The sequence below is a fragment of the Chitinophagaceae bacterium genome (assembly GCA_016710165.1).
Taxonomy (GTDB): Bacteria; Bacteroidota; Bacteroidia; order Chitinophagales; family Chitinophagaceae; genus Ferruginibacter.
The window spans coordinates 1,240,316-1,257,998 of sequence record JADJLJ010000001.1; the positions used below are offsets into that span (position 1 = coordinate 1,240,316).

The following is a 17,683-nucleotide window of genomic DNA, read 5'->3' on the forward strand; positions in this document are numbered from 1 at the left end:
CGTTCATAATTGTGTAAAGGGATTCATTAAAAGATCCATGGCGACATCTGCATCCTCCACGTAGCCCTGCTGCCCCTTCAGCACGCTGCATTTGTTCACCGTTGAACCGGTTGCGGTGCCGGTACCGCAGGCTTTTAAACCATTCTCTTTGCGGGACGTGATCAATACGCCCGATAAGATCATCAACGCCAGTACAAAAAATTGTTTTTTCATGACTTTGTTTTTTATGGATGGATGCTGTTACTCTTTTTTCAGAACCAGTTCCTGCATGGTGCCGTAATTCTCATAGCTGGAGGTTATTACCTTATCCCCGGGCTTCAGGCCCTGCAGGATCTCATAATAATCCGGGTTTTGCCGGCCCAGCTGGATATCGATCTTGTATGCCACATTCCCATTCTCCGAAACCTTGAATATCCAGTTGCCACCCGTCTGCTGGTAGAAGCCTCCCTTCGGTAAAAGCAATGCCTGTGTTTCATCACTCAATGCCAGTCTTATCTGCAGCGTCTGACCGCGGCGTATTCCCTGCGGAATAGAATCATTGAATTCCATGTCTACCTGGAAACGTCCGTTGGTTACCTGTGTAAATACTTTCTTAATGCTGAGTTTGTAGATCTTTCCGGCAATGGAACATTCGCCTGCCAGGCCATTGAATATCCGGGAGATATAATGTTCGTCAATGTCAACCCGTACCTTAAAGCCGCTCATCACATCGATCTGTCCAAGCCGCTCCCCCTTATTTTTCGATTGGCCGATCTCTGCATCCAGCGAGGTCAGCTGCCCGTCAATGGGTGCCCGTACGATCAGGTCGCCCACTTTTTTACGCATCACCTGCAGGGCATTCTGGGTACGGTCAAATGATTGCTTCGCCTGATCCTGCTCCTGGCGGGTTGAAACGGAATCCTTTTTCAATACCTCGTCTGCCAGTTTTTTCTTCTGCAACTGGTAATTATAATTATTTTCCGACTGTTTGAATTCCTGCGAACCGATCACTTTCTGTTCATGGAGTTTCTTATTCAGTTTATAGGTACGTTCCGCTTCCTTCAGCAGGTTATCAACATCGGTAAGCTGGTTCAGTTTGCCAATGGTGTTCTGCTGCGCTGCATTCCGGGATATCTGCATCTGTGTAAGCAGGTTGAATACAGAGGTCTCCTGGTTAACCAGGCTCAATTCAAGATCGGTATTGCTCAGGCGCAGGATGGGCTGGCCTTTTATCATAACGGCCCCGTCTTCCACAAACTTTTCTTCTACCCGTCCCCCTTCCAGCGCATCCAGGTAAATGGTGGTCATGGGAAGTATCACGCCATTTACCGGGATGAATTCCTGGAAGGCGCCTTTCCTGATCTCACTGATGGTGATACGGTCTGTATTTACATTCAGCCTTGATTTACCTGACGTGAAATACCAGCTGGCAAAGATGAGCCCGGCCAAACCAATGATGCCTGCGGTAAGCATGATCTTCTTTTTTCCAAAACCCTTTTTTTCAATTACTCTGTCCATTGTTATCTTTTTATTTTTCTGGTAACTTCCCGGGCGAACCATATATATTATATACCCGGAGATGATCTTAAGCACTCAACGCTGTGCCAGAAGCTATCTGGTTGATTTTCAAAAACTTAACTTTTGTCCTAATCAAAACCTGTACGGTATCGATACAGCAGGTGTCCGTTTTTGATACAGTTCAGTCAGATGAATCTCCGCAGTATCCTTGCCTTGCGCTGGCGCTGGATATTCCACAGGTCGGCTGCACTTAAAATGCGGCCCTGGGATTTCTTGTACCCGTGTGCCAACACTTCTTTTACTTCTGCGGTGAGGTTTATCATACCCGCTTCGCTGAGGGGAGATAATAAACGGTTTGATTGTCTTTTCATGGCTATACTTTTAATTTTTTTTACTGAATAATGCTGTTCAGGAGGTATACAATGCCGTGCCAGAATCTAACGACCTGTTTTTCAACCGCATTCCTTTTTTTCAGGCAACAACAGTGTCCGGTTTTGATACAACCGGTATCCGCTTTTGATACAATCCGGTGAGCAGTGATTTTTTTTCAATTCTTTCTGTGATAAATGTTCTTAAATATGGTATAATTGCGGAAGAATATAAACGGGGAACATGCTCCTGAAAAATGCAAGCATATTGGTCATTGATGATGATACGGATGTACTCACAGCCGTAAAACTGCTGTTGAAGACAGAAGCGAAAGAAGTGATGACGGAAAAGAATCCGGAGCTCATTCATTCGTTGCTGGCATCATCCCGTTTCGATATTGTATTGCTTGACATGAACTTCAAAAGCAGCATCAATACCGGCAATGAAGGCATTTACTGGTTAAAGAAAGTGAAAGAACTGGATCCGGAGATCTCTGTGATAATGATAACTGCCTATGGCGATATTGACCTTGCGGTACGGTCTTTAAAAGAAGGCGCATCCGATTTCATTGTAAAGCCCTGGCACAATGAAAAACTCCTGGAGGCCATCAAGGGCATTCTGAAAGCGAAGGGGAAAAGTACTGCGGGGTCCACTGCACCGGTTCCCTCTGCCATCGGCCGGGATATGATCGGCGAATCGGAAGTGATGAAAGATATTTTTTTCAAGATCGAGAAAGTAGCACCCACCGATGCCAATATTTTCATACTCGGGGAAAATGGTACCGGCAAAGACCTGATCGCAAAAGCCATCCATGAACATTCGCTCCGGAAAGACAAGCCTTTTGTAAAAGTGGATGTGGGGGCCCTGACCGAAACCCTTTTTGAAAGCGAACTGTTCGGGCATAAGAAGGGTTCTTTCACCGGCGCCGGCGAAGAAAGGGCCGGAAGATTTGAAGCAGCCAACGGCGGCACCTTGTTCCTGGATGAGATCGGGAATATATCGATGCACCAGCAGGCAAAACTGCTGAGTGTTTTGCAGAACAGGCAGGTTTCCCGGGTCGGGAGCAATGACCTGATCAATATTGATATACGGCTGATATGCGCCACCAACCTGCCGCTTGCTGAACTGGCCAATGAGAACCGTTTCCGGAAAGACCTCATTTACCGGATAAATACAGTGGAGATCGTTGTACCACCCTTGCGAAAGCGGAATGGAGACATCCTGTTGCTGGCAAATCATTTTGCACAAACCTATGCAGCCAAATATTTAAAACCGGTACCAGCACTGGATGCAAAAGCCATTGAAAAATTAATGCAGTACAACTTCCCGGGTAATGTACGGGAGCTTCAATATACCATGGAACGGGCGGTTATCATGTCGGAGGGAGAAACACTCTCTGCCAATGACCTTATTTTTTCTCCCATCGAATCTGCCGTGCAGGAGAACAGTGAGCAAAAGGACATGAACCTGGGGGTGGTGGAAAAAAATACGATCCTGCGGGTCATTGAAAAACATCATGGCAATATTTCGAAAGCAGCAAAGGAACTGGGCATTACCCGTACGGCGCTGTACCGGAGACTTAGTAAGTATGAGATATGACCCGTTGATGAGTAGTTCAATTTGTAAAATCACCATACAAAAGGCCTGGCCCCTTCCCGCCTGTGTTTGTCGAAGGGTGGAGAAGTGCCGGGGGATGAGGTTATGAACTTTAAAAATTACGACTGGAGTTTAATTGTGCGGATCGCATTGCTGTTCCTGACCATGAGCGGCGCTGCATTCTTATTGTCCAATGGCCTGTACCTGGTCATGGCTTCGGTACTGGTATTGATCGCCTTCCAGGTGACAGACCTCTACCGTTTTACCAATAAAAGCAAGGAAGAACTGGAGCAGTTCGTGGAATCCGTTCATTACCGTGACTTCTCCCGCCACTTCGATGAAAAAAATGCGCCGGTTGCCGTACAACCCATGCGTAAGGGATTCAACGAGATCAACAGCACATTCAAGATCATCAGCAAGGAAAGGGAAACCCAATACCAATACCTGCAAAAGATCCTGGAACTGGTTGACACCGGGATCATTTCATACGACAACAAGGACGGGGAAGTGATGTGGATGAATGAATCCTTTAAAAACCTGCTCAGCATCCCCTACCTTAAGACCATTCATTCACTGGAAAAAAGAGATGAAGCATTGTACCGGGAGATCACTTCACTGAAACCCGGGGAAAGTAAAGTATCGTCCATTACAACAGATAAGAATACATTAAAAGTGCTGCTTTCCGCCACGGCTTTTCAAACAGAAGGGAAAATCTATAAACTGATCGCCTTTCAAAACATCAATGAAGCACTGGATGAAACAGAATCAAAAGCATGGCAGAAATTACTGAGTGTGATGACCCATGAGATCATGAATTCAGTAGCCCCCATCTCTTCCCTGGCCGAAACACTTAAGAACAGGCTGCAGGCCTCCCTGAAAGAGCTGAATAATAATTCCGGTTCGCTCGACGACCTGGAACTGGGCATTGATACCATCAAACGGAGAAGTGAAGGCCTGCTGAAATTTGCAGAGACCTACCGCAACCTGAACAAGATCACCAACCCCAACCTGAAAAAGATCTATGTAAGGGATATGTTCGAGAACCTGCACCGCCTGATGCAACCGACCTTTGAACAGAAAAATATTGAGCTGGAGATCATCTTAAAAGATCCTGAACTTACCCTGGAAGCCGATACCGGCCTTATTGAGCAGGTATTGATCAACCTCATCTTAAACGCCGCCGAAGCAGTGAAAGAAGTGGCCAATCCACGGATACTGCTCTCCGCCTACATTACCAGCAACAACAAAGTGGTCATCAAAGTGGCCGATAACGGCATCGGTATCTCGCCCGATCTGATGGAAAAGATATTCATCCCCTTCTTCAGCACCCGCAAGACCGGCAGTGGCATCGGGCTTAGCCTGTGCAAACAGATCATGATGCTGCACAAGGGAAATATTAAAGTGCAGAGTATGCCGGGGGAGGGAACGGCATTTTTGCTCTTCTTCTAAAACACAGGTGTTAGTTGATTCAGCCGGCCCAAACAGGCAAACTGTTTACAGCCGGGAACCAGCATTTACATCACCGGCTTTACCAGTTCCGGTTCATTGGTAGAAACATTACAAACGATCTTCCATTCCCCATCTGCCTGTTTCTTAAAAATGGATACCCAGGCAAAATGCGTGGTCTCTTCCACAGGCTTGTCCGCTTCGTCCTTATAGGTGAGCACCACCAGCTTATCCACTACTATATAAGCCATCGAAGCATCTGCTGAAAACTCAATGACAGGCGGTTTTACGTCTTCCCACTTTTTGAATTCCACATTACCAAAATAATCCCTGATCCGCTTCCATGCTGAATCTGTTGATGTGGCTGAAATCTTTCCCCGGTTGACCGACAGCATATTCCCGGCGAACTGGCCCACAAATTGTTTTGCATCCTTGTTCAGGTGTGCATCTTGTTGCTCCTTATGCAGGGCCAGCAATTTTTTTGTTTCGGCCTCCAGATCAGGTTTGGAGCCGCAGCTTACAAGTTGTACAATAGCAAACAGCAGCAGGGAATAATATTTCATCAGGTTACTGTTCATTGTTCATAGATCTTTGCTGAAAGCCAGGGCTATTAAAACTGATCTTTATAAACTCAAAAGTAAATATTTTTTCACCCTGTCTGATCTCTACATGATAAGGCATTTGCAATTCCTGTACTTTTCTCCAGTTTGAAAAGCTGGTCTTAATGATTTCATTTACATCAGCAGGATTTTGAATATGAATAGCAGACAACAGTCCTGTCTCCAGATCAAAGAATAATAAACACGCATTGTTCAATTCATCCTTTGCTTTTACCCGGTAAGCCTTCACTCCACCCGTGTCGATCCTTTCCGGTTCTTCAAAATGGTGAAAACGTTTGTCAACTTCAAGAACTATATTCTGAAACGCATGGCCCCGAATCGAATATATCGATTCCCTGCTGAGCCGTTTTACCGGATCACCAGCCTGCATACCGGTGGCTTTATCTTTGATAACGGCTTCAAATGGCTCCGGGCCATAGCTATAGGTTTGTTTAAAATAAGCGTACCCTCCCCTGGCCGTATGCATCTCCGTTGTATATCTGCCTTTTGGCGACAGGCAGTTGGCCAATGAAATGATATTATTTATGTTGTCCCTGACCGCCTTGGTTCCAATAGCCTGCAAAGAAGCGGCTATAATATTTTCAGGGGTTTTCGGTTTCTGCCGCAGTTCACCTGTACAACTAATAAACAGCATACAGGCTGTCAATAAGAGTGATAATTTGCTGCATGTGCAGTTGTTGGGCAAAGCAACCATAATGGGTAACTTTTGTTAGTTATTTTGCTAGCTGTGAATAATTACCACAACCAAGATAGACATAAAAAAGCCCAAATCTTTACTGCAAAAGATTTAGGCTTGGTATCGGGAAAAACAATTATATCTAACCAGATTATACAGGATTTTATGGATTTTGCCAGTGTTTTTTAGAAACTGATCCCATTTTGCGGCACACTTTCGCAACTGCGGTCCCGGTCTCAGCCTGTGAAGCCATTTAAACAATAAAGCAATGGGAAAAAATCAACACTGTTCAGAACGCCTGCTGTAATTCTCCATACTGTCCTGTCCTTCAAAAAGCCAGGTTTGGGGTTTGTACAGTGAATAATATTCCCGCAAAATGGGTAAAAGGATTTCACTCAATGTAATCACCCTGTCTTTTTTGCCCTTGGCATGATTAACTGATATCTGCATTCTGTCGCTGTCAATATCGGTGATCTTTAAACGTATCACTTCGCTCACCTTTAAACCGGCACTGCAAGCAAGCAATAAAAGCGTACGGTGTTTCAGGTTTTCAACAGCAAGGATCCCGCTAACTATTTTTTCATCACTGATCACCTTGGGTAACTTTAATGCTTTTTTGAGCCTGGGAATCTCAAAATAAAATTTCTCCCTGTGTCCGGGTGGGGACGCTTTACATCCTTCTAGAGAATGGTAAAACATTCTTCAACCTGAGCTTTTAGCTGAAAAGGCGCTGTTGTTACCATAAAAGCTTTTGAATCCTTATCCAACCCAAAAGCCAGTTTTACATAAGTAATGAGCGGCACTTTTAGCCAGGTAACAAAACCAAATACAAAAAATAAAATACCGATAATAATAATGGCACCCCTAGTGCTTTTCAAATCATAATATTTGTTTAATAAAATTATTTCATTTACATTCTACTTACGGCTTTCATCATTCATAACAAACGTAAACATCCACTTTACTGGATTATTCCATTCACTTTTAAAAGTTCCTACCGGCGCCTTTATTAAAATAGTGTTCCACCCCTTTTGTAAATAAATATTTGCAGGCTCTCTGTTTTCATACCCTTCATTGGTTAAGGGTATTTCTAAATCTCCTTTTTGGCCAGCCCGTTTCCAATTGGGTGGAGAAATTAATTTTCCATTTATCCAAACTCTGCTGCTCTTATAATCCCACTCTCCAGCAGGTGGTGAATCAGTTGCATTAGCACGACCAATATTATTAAAACCAATCCAGAATTTCTTCATCCCTCCTTCGCTGCTCCATACTTTTCTTATTGCATAATAAGTAGAACTGTCCTGTTGATTATTAAGATGAGAGCCAATCATTGGATGCCAGAAATGCCGCAACCAGATAGTGCCTCCAAATACTGAAGGGTAATTTTTTAATTGTACTGTGTCGGCAAAAGAAGTTGCTTCGGGATAAAATACCGATTCTGTTTTTCCTTTATTATCAAATGGGCCAATCAGTTTCCATTCTATATCACTTTGCCGTACATAAGGAAAGGAACGGTTTTTAAAATAAAGCGCCCCATGCTCCAACAAACGGTTTTCAAACTCTACAAATGCGCTATACCGTTCATTGCCCGGTGAACTCATATCTGATAAATAGTTTTTCCATCCACCGCCCAGCCAGCATCTTTCAGAAAAGGTGAGCATAACCGGGTAAACTGCATTCATACTTATTAAATCATCTTCTTTACTTACCCTTCTGTCTGGCCAATTGCACAATATAGCGCCCAATTTATTTTCATCACCCCTTGCTACATCACAAACCTGGTGATTGAATGTGGCCACCACACCATCCAGCGGGTCGAAATGATTCAGGTATAAATGCCGTGAATCAATAGAAGTGTAATTACTCTTTGGAATCGTATTGCCAGTCCACATTTGCAGGGCAGTTCCCTCCGGCAGATTGCCGCCCGGGTCCCATGCCATCACTTTTTTATTAAGCGACTTCAATAGTTTTGCTATTTCAGGTAAATATTGTTTGTTAGTAATTTTCACTTCATCACCACCGATATGAACTATTTCAATATCTAATTCAGTGCTTAATTCCTTTATAATGTTTTTACAAATTATCAATCCGGAGTCGCTTTGCATATCCACCTTCATAGCCCTTGTGAAAGCGGCACTATGCCCAGGCATATCAATTTCCGGAATCAGTGTAATATACTTTTCCTTACAATAGGCTATCAGCTCCCTTATTTCATCCAGTGAATAATACTCACCGGGGTTACGCTGCATATATTTTGCATCTGTAAGTTGCGGATACATTTTACTTTGCAAACGCCATGCAATATCTTCTGTGAGATGAAAATGAAAGATGTTTAATTTATAAGCAGCCATTACATCTATCTGTTGCTTTAATTGGCTGATGGATTGAAAATTCCTTCCTACATCTATCATAAATCCACGCCAGGAAAATGCAGGCCAGTCAGTAATTTCACAGGCATCAATAAAACTACCGTCACGAAGCAGTTGTTTTAAAGTTTGAATACCATTAAATATTCCATGTGCAGTGTTGCCGGTAATAAGGATTGAACTATCCGTCGCCTCAAGTTTATATGCTTCTTTATTTTCCGGAGCCGCTTCAATTTTTGCTACCCGCAGCTCTATGTATTTTTCTAAGTCGGGCACTTTATCCTTTATATCTACATCCCAGCCTAAAGAATTTACAATTGCTTTCAATTGCCCCGATTCGTTTTCCAGCCCCTTTTGTGTTGCAATAATGGAGCTGCATTGATGAATCGGGAAAAAGCCTTTCTTCCATTTCAATTGTCGTGGTGCAGGTATGATGGACGGTTTTTCCTGTACACCATATACCTGTGGATAAATCAAATACTTCCACAACAAATATCCTGCCCCGGTAAGGTGCAGGCCATCGTTGCTGTACTTTTTTCCCAGTTTGCCCTCACTATTGCAGAAAAATGGATAGAGGTCAATAAAACTGTAATGATGTAATGGTGATTCCTTTAATAATCTTTCATTCACCTGTTTTATTTGTTCTGCTTTACTTGTATGACCGCCAAATTTTCCGAAAACGTTATTAACCGGCAGAATGCTTTGTACATATAATTTTGTAGCAGGGGTTACCTGCTTCAGATAATCAGCTACTGTTATAATGTTCTTTATTATACTATCCGGTGATATACCTCTTGCTAAATCATTTGTTCCAATCATCAGGAAAACTTTTGCCGGTTTGCGTTTTGCCACTTCGTCAATTCTTTTTATCACACCTGCAGAAATATCACCACTGATACCACGGTTCTTTATTTTTACATCATTAAACAATTCACCCCAATGCCCACCTTCGGTGATACTGTTGCCGATAAAAATTATATCTCCTTTTGTTTGGGGAAGTAATTGAAACAATGTCCACCGCTGGTGATAATAGGTATTGAACAAGGAATCATGCAAAACAGGCAGATTTACCTGTCCCATTACTGTAAGAGGCAGCATGATTAAGAACATCATACTATGTTTAGTAAATAACTTCATTCAGTTAATTTTTTATAAAAATCAATAAAATGATTTTTGTGACGCCACAAATCCGGTTGGCCTGATAATGGTAATAAATACATTCCCGTTACTAAGTTCATCCACTTCAAAGTCAATTCGCTGACCCGGTTTTATATCCGGCAGTTCATAAGCATTGCCAGAAGTATAATTATCCGCCTTATCCGATACATATAATTTATATCCTTTTACAACATGCTGGGGCAAGCCGATACTGCCAAAAATCAAAATATTCAACTTCCCTTTTTTCCAATTTCTTACACCCTGCACTTCTACCGGAGTTGAAAGCTCCCTCAAAACTTTCATAGAAGGTTTCGGTGTTCCATACATATCATACACACCATGGATCCTTCTTCTGAATTTATTTTTTTCTGAAGTGCCGGGATAATGGGTGCGGTAATCGGTCAAATCAAAATAGATTGCTCCTTCCACATACGGCTTACTTTCATAAATCCCCATGTGATAAATGAGGTCTTCCACTCTTCGTTCATCACCTCCTTTAAAGTTTGGTTCACACAAACCAAACTCCGAAATAAAGAATGGTTTGCCTGGATAACTCATGTGTACACTGTCGAGATAATGATTAATCTTTCCTGTTGGTATATCCCACCAGCTACCGCCGTATTCGTTCATCATTAAATAATCGCCATCGTTAGCAGCATCGGATACAAATTTTGGATTATTATAAAAGCCCTGTGTAAGCGTATTGCTTACATAAGCTGTATGGCGTGATGGGTCAAGCTCTCTTGACTTGCGCAACAAGTCTGCAATCATTGGCTTCATGTCATTATCCCTTGCTCTTAACTCATTGCCTACGCCCCATGAAAAAATGCTGGGATGATTATAAAGTGTTTTCACCATCACTTCCAATTGCTTCATGGCAATATTGCGAATGGTGTCATTGGCCGGGGTTTCAGGGCCCCACAATGGCAGTTCCTGTTGTACCAAAATTCCGTTACGGTCGCAAAAGTCGTAGAAAACATCACCCTGCTGAAAATGTTGGCGGCTGAAAATACAATTAACATCCTTCATCAATTTTCCCATGGCTATTATAACAGAATCAGTTTCTGCAAAACCATAATTTGGATTAGAACCGGCTGTCCATTCTACACCCATTAGCTTTATGTGTTCACCATTTAAAAATGTTTGTCCGTTTGTAAACTTCAATTCATGGAAACCCGTATTGGTTGAAATTTTATCAACTGCTTTATTCCCTATCATTACCGTTACATCAATGCGATACAAGTTTGGAAAATCAAAATGCCAGGGATGAATATTTGATAAAGTAAAACCTATTACTGCTTCGCCATTTTGCCATACAGGGGTTACTGATTTGTGCAACACAATATTTTTTGTTGGCTGGTTCTCTTCAGTGATTACAACATTAAATTGAATATTTTTTACTTCATCAAGGCCGAGTTTAATGTTTAATTTCCCTTCGTGGGTTGCAACATTCAAGCTTGGCGTGGCATGAATATAATTTACAGAAGGTTTATCACTTACTATCAATTGAGCTTTACGAATAATGCCTCCATCATTTGGCCAGTCGAATGAATTGCCAAAAGGCACTTTATTTTTTCCGTAATCATTGTTACAGGCAACCGTTATAACATTTTCCTTTCCATAATCCAGTTTGCCATTCAGGTTAATGATAAACTTATTGAAACCATCTCCAATATTTTCTGCCATTTTCTTTCCATTGATATAAACAAAGGAACTGTGATTGATGGCGCCAAATTCCAGCATTACATTTTTATTTTTCCAGTTGGCAGGGAGAGCCATTTTCTTCTGATACCAGCCCCATCCATAATGGTTCTGGTTTTCTTCTTCGATGTTCCAGGTATGCGGCAGATTAACAGAACGACTACCGGGCAATGATTTTGCAAACCAATTTTCAGCATTGCCTATTGCTTTTTTATCTATTGTAAATTGCCAATCTGTATTTACAGCAATAGTATCCCTTTGTGCGATAGAAGCAAAATGAGTGAAGATTAATATTAAAGAAAAGAAACTTTTCAGGAACATGATTTTTATTTAATTATTCAACAATTATTTCATCAGCGAAAATCCAACCCGGCTTTCCTTCACCATTGTGGCCGGGCGGGCAAAAGTTGTTCTTTGCAGTAATCCGTATAAATCTTGCAGTTTGTGCCGGAAATGATGTTTTAAAATCAACCTGTGCATTTTTTTCATTGATGCTGTTTAGGTTGTTCACAATTTGTATTTCTTCAAAATCAATTCCGTTAACCGATGTTTCAAACTTTACTGATTGCGGCAGAAATATCCAGTCGTTATAATTTTGCAAACAACCGAGTGAAATACTTTGAATGGTTTTCGCTTCTACTAAATCAATTGTTGCAAGTAAATCTTTCCCGCTGAAGCCGTGCCAGAATTTGCCAATTGCATTTGTTCCTCTTACTCCATCAGTGAGGGAATTGGGTCCATCAGCCATGTAGCTACGGCTTACGGGGTTAATGTAGGTTACATTTTTACCAATGCCCTTATGCATCGCAAAACTTTGCCGGGCCGCCTGCACACCCATGATGCGGCCATTCAGTACTGTTGATGCTTTTAGCAAGACAGATGAATTGATTTCGAAGGGAGCAGTATATTTATTAATGTTTAATGTGGGTTCTGTTCCATCAGTACTGTAAACAATCTCACTGTTCATGATTTCGGATGAAAGCGCCACAAAGAGTTTACCGTTTTGTGCAGCTGGCCTGATGCTTATGGTAAAATTTCCGGGGCAATAATGCAAGCCTTTTTGTCCATAAGCCCTAAGATGGTTTAGCAGTCGCTTATTAAAGCTGTTCCAGTTTCGGTTTTCCTTTGATGACCAAACCACTTCCGCAAGGGCGGGCATACGGGGCAATATCATGTATTCTACATGTTCTGCAGTAGTTATAAATTCGGTCCATACATTTGCCTGTGCCCCTAAAACATATTTTGCTTCTTCTGTATCCAATTCTTTGGGCACTGGTTCGTAATCATACACATTTTTCAATGTGTTCATTCCACCAATGGCTATCGGTTCGCCTTCCGGCCCAGCCTGGTAATGGTCAAAGTAGACCGGCTTGCCGGGTGTCATAATCACATCATGTTTCATTTTAGCTGCTTCAATACCACCGGCTTCGCCACGCCAGCTCATAACTGTTGCAGTTGGCGCTAAACCTCCTTCCAGAATTTCATCCCAGCCAATTATTTTTCTATGCTTACTGTTTACAAATATTTCTATGCGTTTGATAAAATAGCTCTGCAATTCCTCTTCATTTTTCAACCCTTCTTTTTTTATTCTAGCCTGGCACCTGTTACATTTTTTCCAGGGAGTTTTATCCACTTCATCGCCACCGATGTGAATGTATTGCGATGGAAACAAATCAATAACCTCAGTTAATACATTTTCTAAAAAATGAAACACCGAATCATTGCCTGCACAATAGTTGGATGACATGCCTGTATAATTGCCTCCTGTTAAAGGTAGCTGCGATTGCTGTGTGCAGCTCAAATGCGGATACGATGCAATGGCGCTGGCCACATGCCCCGGCAATTCTATTTCGGGAATGATGGCTACGTTTCGTTGCGCAGCATAAGTAATAATTTCTTTGATTTGCTCCTGCGTGTAATAGCCGCCATAGGTTGGCTTCTCATCCGGTTTTGCCTGCGGTCGGCTGCCCCAATTCTTATCGGTTTGGTCGACCCGCCATGCACCTGTTGCAGTAAGATCTGGATATTTCTTAATTTCAATCCGCCATCCCTGGTCATCCACCAGGTGCCAGTGAAATACATTCATCTTGTACGATGCAATTAAATCAATATATTCTTTTATCAACTCTGGCCCGAAGAAATGCCGGCTTACATCAAGGTGCATGCCCCGGTATTTAAACCTGGGATAATCGGTAATATTCATGCAGGGTATTTCAAGTTTTGCGTTGGTACGTATGGGGGGCAATGTTTGTAATAAAGATTGTATGCCATAAATAATACCTGCTGTGGTATTGGCTTTAATGGTAACACCTTTTGAAGTGATCTCCATCCTGTAACCTTCATCCCCAATCGTTGCCAGCTTTTCTATAGTCAACTGAATTGTTGTGGGCCGGGATATGTTGACAGACAAAACAAAACCTGCAATTTTTCTTATTTGCAGATTAAAAAAATCTACTACTTTTTTTAAATCCTTTTGCTGTGGGTTGTACTGAATGGTAGTATTACCGGTTAAAATAAAAATTCCGAGTTGTTGCTGTATGGATACCGGCTGCGGAATAATATTTATAGGTTGTTGTGCAATACCTGAAAAGGGAAGGCCCAAAAAAAGAAAAATGATTTTTTTCATTATAATTTTTTATGAATCATTAAAACGCTATTTCAAAAACTATATAGTGGGGTTTAAAAATGCCATCGTACAAATGCTTCCATCGCCTCATATTCAGCTAAGCCCAGCTTATTATACAACATTGCGGTTGCCCTGTTTCTGTCTTCCGCCCTTTGCCAAAACTCACGGTTATCGCTACCCTGAAATACCACACCATCTTTTTGAGACTGATGTTTAAATATGCCATATCGCTTTCTCAATACCTGATCCGGGCTCATTGGTACAGCCATTTCAATTGCGTCAATATCCCATTCGGCCCAGGCTCCTTTATAAAGCCATACCCAACAATCTTTCATAAAATCCAGGTTCTTTATTTTTTCAATGGCTGCAAAAATTCCATCCAGGCAAACTTTATGGGTGCCGTGTGGGTCTGCAAGGTCACCGGCTGCAAATATTTGATGGGGCTTTACTTGTTGTATTAATGATGCAATGATATTTACATCTTCTTCTCCTATAGGTTTCTTTTCAATTTTGCCTGTTTCATAAAAGGGCAGGTTTAAGAAATGCATATTGCTTTCCGGTAAGCCTACAAACCTGCAGGTGTTTTTGGCTTCCCCTTTTCTTATTAAGCCTTTTACAAAACGTAGCTCCAGCTCATCTATTTCACCACTTTTTTTCTCACTTAAAAATGAAAGTGAGTCCCTATATATATTAGTAGTTTCTGGTGAGCTAATCTGAAATTGCTCATTAAAATCTTTCATAAATTCAACAAAGCGAAAAGCTTCATCATCTGCTACTGCAATGTTTCCGCTTGTCTGATAAGCCACATGTACATCGTGGCCCTGGTCTGTTAACCGTTGAAATGTACCCCCCATCGAAATAATATCATCATCCGGGTGTGGGCTGAAAATCAGTACCCGTTTCTTTGAGGGTTTTGAACGTTCAGGGCGATGTTCATCATCTGCACCTGGTTTCCCGCCCGGCCAGCCAGTGATAGTATGCTGCAGCCCATTAAAAATATTAATGTTAATGTCATACGCATTACCATGCAAAGCCAATAAACTGCTCAATCCATTTTCATTGTAATCATTATTTGTCAGCTTCAATATTGGTTTGTCGCAGGTTAATCCAAGATGTATGACAGCTTTTTTAATTAGTTGTGGCGTCCAGTCAACCTCTTCAGTCAACCAGGGTGTTTTCCGTCTTGTAAGCAATGCTGCGGCAGCTTCGTCCAGAAAAATTGAAGTATTTTGATGTATCTGTAAATATGAGGCAGGAATAAATTCACTTACAGTACCTTCTACAGCCAGCTTTACCATGTCAGCTTTTTTTTCTCCCCATGCTATCAGCACTATTCTTTTTGCATTAAGGATTGTGCTTACACCCATTGTAATGGCTTTGCGGGGCACATTGGCCATTCCCGAAAATTCTGCTGCCGCATCAGAACGGGTAACCCTGTCGAGGGTAATTAAACGGGTTACAGAACTTATATGAGAACCTGGTTCATTAAAACCAATATGGCCGTTTCGGCCTACACCCAGTAATTGAAAATCAATGCCGCCTGCATCTTTTATTTTTTGCTCGTATTGCTCGCAATGATGTTTTATATCATCCAAACTTATATTGCCATCAGGTATGTAACAATTCTTCGGTTCAATATCAATGCAATCAAACAAATTCCCCTTCATAAAATGCCGGTAGCTCTGCAATGATGATGGAGACATGGGATAATATTCATCAAGGTTAAAACAAATTACATTTATAAAACTGAGGCCTTCCTGCCTGTGCATACGTATCAGCTCTTTATATATCTTCTTAGGAGTGGAGCCGGTGGCTAATCCCAACACAGCCATAGTGCCTTCCTGTTGTTTTGTACGAATGAGTTCAGCTATATCAACCGTAACAGTTTTACAAGCTCCATCGGCTTCATTGAATATTGTTACCGGAATTTTTTCAAAAGAGGCAATCTGTTCTGCTATTTGATAATTCGCTATCATGTTTTATTACATTATTTATCATTAATTATTATAAACTAAAATCCAGGCTTTACCAGGCAAGGATTCACTCCTGTTCTCTTTGAAGTTGTTGTGTAAATAAAATTATAGTTCATTGTACTTTTATTTTAAATGTTGATGCAGGAAGGTTCTCAGTATTTACAAGGTTGCCATTACTGAATGGTGTCCATCCATAGTACACATATTCTGGTTTTTGGTTTGTTGAAATCTTAACAGCCTTGTTTTCAAAAACTGCTTCCACTTCATTCTTTCCATCAAAAGAAAATCCCTTTAAAGGTTTTCCATCTGTTGTTCTTAATCCATTTGCCTCGTATAGAAAAGAAACAATCACTTTTCCTTTACGGTATTTTACTACTAATGGCAATGGGCCGGATGGAACAATTTTTTTATGATACGTTTTATTTAATGCCCATCTTGCCAATCGTTCACCAACCGTTTTTTTATTAGTAGGATGCACATCATTTTTTGCTCCAATATCGCTACAAACAGCCATGCCACTATGGGGAATCAGTTGAAGCATTTTCCTTTGTTCATCTCTGAACTGCGGCCAAAGATGTCCTTTGTATTTTACTGTATCAATAGATGAAAGCTGAACATAATAGAAAGGCAAGTCTGGATTTTTAAGTTTTTTCCGGTAATCATCAACCATCATTTTTGATAATGCTCCATATTCATTTACTCTTTCAATCTCCTGTGCATTGCTTTCGCCCTGGTAACAAACAATTCCTTTGATTGGCAGATTCAGTATTGGTACAATACCGGCTTCAAAAGCAAAACCCGGTTTAAAGGCATGATTGTTTCCATACACATTGTTCGGTACATTTTTTAAACTCCCAACATTTTGCTTCCCTCTTTCTCTTACCCAAACCGGCAGTGCATCATTCTCCAGCCAGTCTCCATGCACTTTATAAGAAAACTGTTTATTGCTTCCCAAAACATCAGTGCCGATGAATGTTTCAAGCGGTGCTCCCCCAATGGAAAAATTAATAAGGCCTACAGGTATTCCAGTTTCGTTCAAGATTTCTTTTCCGAAATAATAGGCAACGGCGCTCATTGTTTTAAAGGAACTGCTATCGCAGGTTTGCCAATGGCCGCTGTAAAATTTTTCAGCGGTAAGACGTCTTGCGATGGAATCAGAAAACAAAACATTGAAAGTATTTTTTCCCGCATAAACAGGGTTATACAGCCTTAGCAGTGGCTGATTGCTGTAATTCATTTCCTCCTTAAAATGCTTTTCCTTAAACATCGGCCACTCCATATTCGATTGCCCGATACAAAGCCATAGATCTCCCATCAGGATATTACTAATTTCAATTTTTTCCTCCCTGGTTCTTATTAAGGCTGATTGTGGATATATGCTGGCCTGTTGTGCTTTGAATGTTAGAGTCCAGCCCGAATCATGTTGAACAACAGTGGATTTTCTATCATTTGCAAATACCACTATCACTGTATCTCCTGGTTTGGCTTTACCCCATATGTTAACAGGCTCATTGCGTTGCAAAACCATATTATCAGAAAATATTTTTGCCAGCTGTAATTGTGAAAAACAAGGAACAGGAAAAAATGCAAGAATAAACAGCCAAATGAAATGCCATTTATTTTGTGAAGAGATATTTAAAAAAAGCATATTCATT

14 protein-coding genes are annotated in these 17,683 nt (G+C 41.3%); 2 read left to right on the plus strand and 12 right to left on the minus strand.

Annotated features, from left to right (window positions below):
* Window positions 1-3: 3 nt before the first annotated feature.
* The 3 genes from IPJ02_05415 to IPJ02_05425 form a co-directional block, all read right to left on the minus strand.
* Entirely contained in the window at window positions 4-213 is a 210-nt protein-coding gene (locus IPJ02_05415) for a hypothetical protein (GenBank protein ID MBK7375007.1), read from the minus strand.
* Window positions 214-240: 27 nt separating this feature from the next.
* Complete coding sequence (locus IPJ02_05420; GenBank protein MBK7375008.1) at window positions 241-1,497, minus strand: efflux RND transporter periplasmic adaptor subunit; 1,257 nt, start codon at window positions 1,495-1,497, stop codon at window positions 241-243.
* 185 nt (window positions 1,498-1,682) lie between these two features.
* Window positions 1,683-1,868: a hypothetical protein gene (locus tag IPJ02_05425; GenBank protein MBK7375009.1), complete on the minus strand. Its 186-nt coding sequence runs from the start codon at window positions 1,866-1,868 to the stop codon at window positions 1,683-1,685.
* A gap of 241 nt (window positions 1,869-2,109) precedes the next feature.
* Between IPJ02_05425 and IPJ02_05430 the strand changes: the two genes are divergently transcribed.
* Together IPJ02_05430 and IPJ02_05435 are read left to right on the plus strand one after the other, a co-directional pair.
* The gene (locus tag IPJ02_05430; GenBank protein MBK7375010.1) at window positions 2,110-3,465 is read left to right on the plus strand and encodes a sigma-54-dependent Fis family transcriptional regulator; all 1,356 of its coding nucleotides are present in this window, start codon (window positions 2,110-2,112) and stop codon (window positions 3,463-3,465) included.
* Between the two features lie 102 nt (window positions 3,466-3,567).
* A complete protein-coding gene (locus IPJ02_05435) occupies window positions 3,568-4,911 on the plus strand; it encodes an ATP-binding protein (protein ID MBK7375011.1) in 1,344 nt (447 codons plus the stop codon).
* Window positions 4,912-4,976: 65 nt separating this feature from the next.
* On the opposite strand, the gene IPJ02_05440 is transcribed toward IPJ02_05435, so the two are convergent.
* The 9 genes from IPJ02_05440 to IPJ02_05480 all read right to left on the minus strand — a co-directional run bounded on the left by IPJ02_05440 (window position 4,977) and on the right by IPJ02_05480 (window position 17,682).
* The gene (locus IPJ02_05440) at window positions 4,977-5,486 is read right to left on the minus strand and encodes a nuclear transport factor 2 family protein (GenBank protein ID MBK7375012.1); all 510 of its coding nucleotides are present in this window, start codon (window positions 5,484-5,486) and stop codon (window positions 4,977-4,979) included.
* A complete protein-coding gene (locus tag IPJ02_05445; GenBank protein MBK7375013.1) occupies window positions 5,476-6,162 on the minus strand; it encodes a hypothetical protein in 687 nt (228 codons plus the stop codon). The genes IPJ02_05440 and IPJ02_05445 overlap by 11 nt, the downstream gene beginning before the upstream one ends.
* A gap of 321 nt (window positions 6,163-6,483) precedes the next feature.
* On the minus strand, window positions 6,484-6,798 hold the full coding sequence (locus IPJ02_05450) for a tyrosine-type recombinase/integrase (protein ID MBK7375014.1): 315 nt from the start codon (window positions 6,796-6,798) through the stop codon (window positions 6,484-6,486).
* Between the two features lie 86 nt (window positions 6,799-6,884).
* Window positions 6,885-7,082, minus strand: coding sequence for a hypothetical protein (locus IPJ02_05455; GenBank protein MBK7375015.1), 198 nt, complete (start codon window positions 7,080-7,082; stop codon window positions 6,885-6,887).
* 39 nt (window positions 7,083-7,121) lie between these two features.
* The gene (locus IPJ02_05460; protein MBK7375016.1) at window positions 7,122-9,707 is read right to left on the minus strand and encodes a family 20 glycosylhydrolase; all 2,586 of its coding nucleotides are present in this window, start codon (window positions 9,705-9,707) and stop codon (window positions 7,122-7,124) included.
* A gap of 21 nt (window positions 9,708-9,728) precedes the next feature.
* Window positions 9,729-11,750 (minus strand): beta-galactosidase, encoded by a 2,022-nt coding sequence (locus IPJ02_05465; protein MBK7375017.1) that lies wholly within the window; start codon window positions 11,748-11,750, stop codon window positions 9,729-9,731.
* 13 nt (window positions 11,751-11,763) lie between these two features.
* A complete protein-coding gene (locus tag IPJ02_05470) occupies window positions 11,764-14,055 on the minus strand; it encodes a family 20 glycosylhydrolase (GenBank protein MBK7375018.1) in 2,292 nt (763 codons plus the stop codon).
* 53 nt (window positions 14,056-14,108) lie between these two features.
* Window positions 14,109-16,031, minus strand: coding sequence for a glucosamine-6-phosphate deaminase (gene nagB, locus IPJ02_05475; GenBank protein MBK7375019.1), 1,923 nt, complete (start codon window positions 16,029-16,031; stop codon window positions 14,109-14,111).
* Window positions 16,032-16,140: 109 nt separating this feature from the next.
* Window positions 16,141-17,682 (minus strand): sialate O-acetylesterase, encoded by a 1,542-nt coding sequence (locus tag IPJ02_05480; protein MBK7375020.1) that lies wholly within the window; start codon window positions 17,680-17,682, stop codon window positions 16,141-16,143.
* Window position 17,683 lies beyond the last annotated feature (1 nt).

What these genes read in the sequence shown, in the direction of transcription:
- IPJ02_05415 (MBK7375007.1), bottom strand. Translation starts at nt 213, where the DNA reads ATGAAAAAACAATTTTTTGTACTGGCGTTGATGATCTTATCGGGCGTA.
- IPJ02_05420 (MBK7375008.1), bottom strand. Translation starts at nt 1,497, where the DNA reads ATGGACAGAGTAATTGAAAAAAAGGGTTTTGGAAAAAAGAAGATCATG.
- IPJ02_05425 (MBK7375009.1), bottom strand. Translation starts at nt 1,868, where the DNA reads ATGAAAAGACAATCAAACCGTTTATTATCTCCCCTCAGCGAAGCGGGT.
- IPJ02_05430 (MBK7375010.1), top strand. Translation starts at nt 2,110, where the DNA reads ATGCTCCTGAAAAATGCAAGCATATTGGTCATTGATGATGATACGGAT.
- IPJ02_05435 (MBK7375011.1), top strand. Translation starts at nt 3,568, where the DNA reads ATGAACTTTAAAAATTACGACTGGAGTTTAATTGTGCGGATCGCATTG.
- IPJ02_05440 (MBK7375012.1), bottom strand. Translation starts at nt 5,486, where the DNA reads ATGAACAGTAACCTGATGAAATATTATTCCCTGCTGCTGTTTGCTATT.
- IPJ02_05445 (MBK7375013.1), bottom strand. Translation starts at nt 6,162, where the DNA reads ATGCTGTTTATTAGTTGTACAGGTGAACTGCGGCAGAAACCGAAAACC.
- IPJ02_05460 (MBK7375016.1), bottom strand. Translation starts at nt 9,707, where the DNA reads ATGAAGTTATTTACTAAACATAGTATGATGTTCTTAATCATGCTGCCT.
- IPJ02_05465 (MBK7375017.1), bottom strand. Translation starts at nt 11,750, where the DNA reads ATGTTCCTGAAAAGTTTCTTTTCTTTAATATTAATCTTCACTCATTTT.
- IPJ02_05470 (MBK7375018.1), bottom strand. Translation starts at nt 14,055, where the DNA reads ATGAAAAAAATCATTTTTCTTTTTTTGGGCCTTCCCTTTTCAGGTATT.
- nagB (MBK7375019.1), bottom strand. Translation starts at nt 16,031, where the DNA reads ATGATAGCGAATTATCAAATAGCAGAACAGATTGCCTCTTTTGAAAAA.
- IPJ02_05480 (MBK7375020.1), bottom strand. Translation starts at nt 17,682, where the DNA reads ATGAATATGCTTTTTTTAAATATCTCTTCACAAAATAAATGGCATTTC.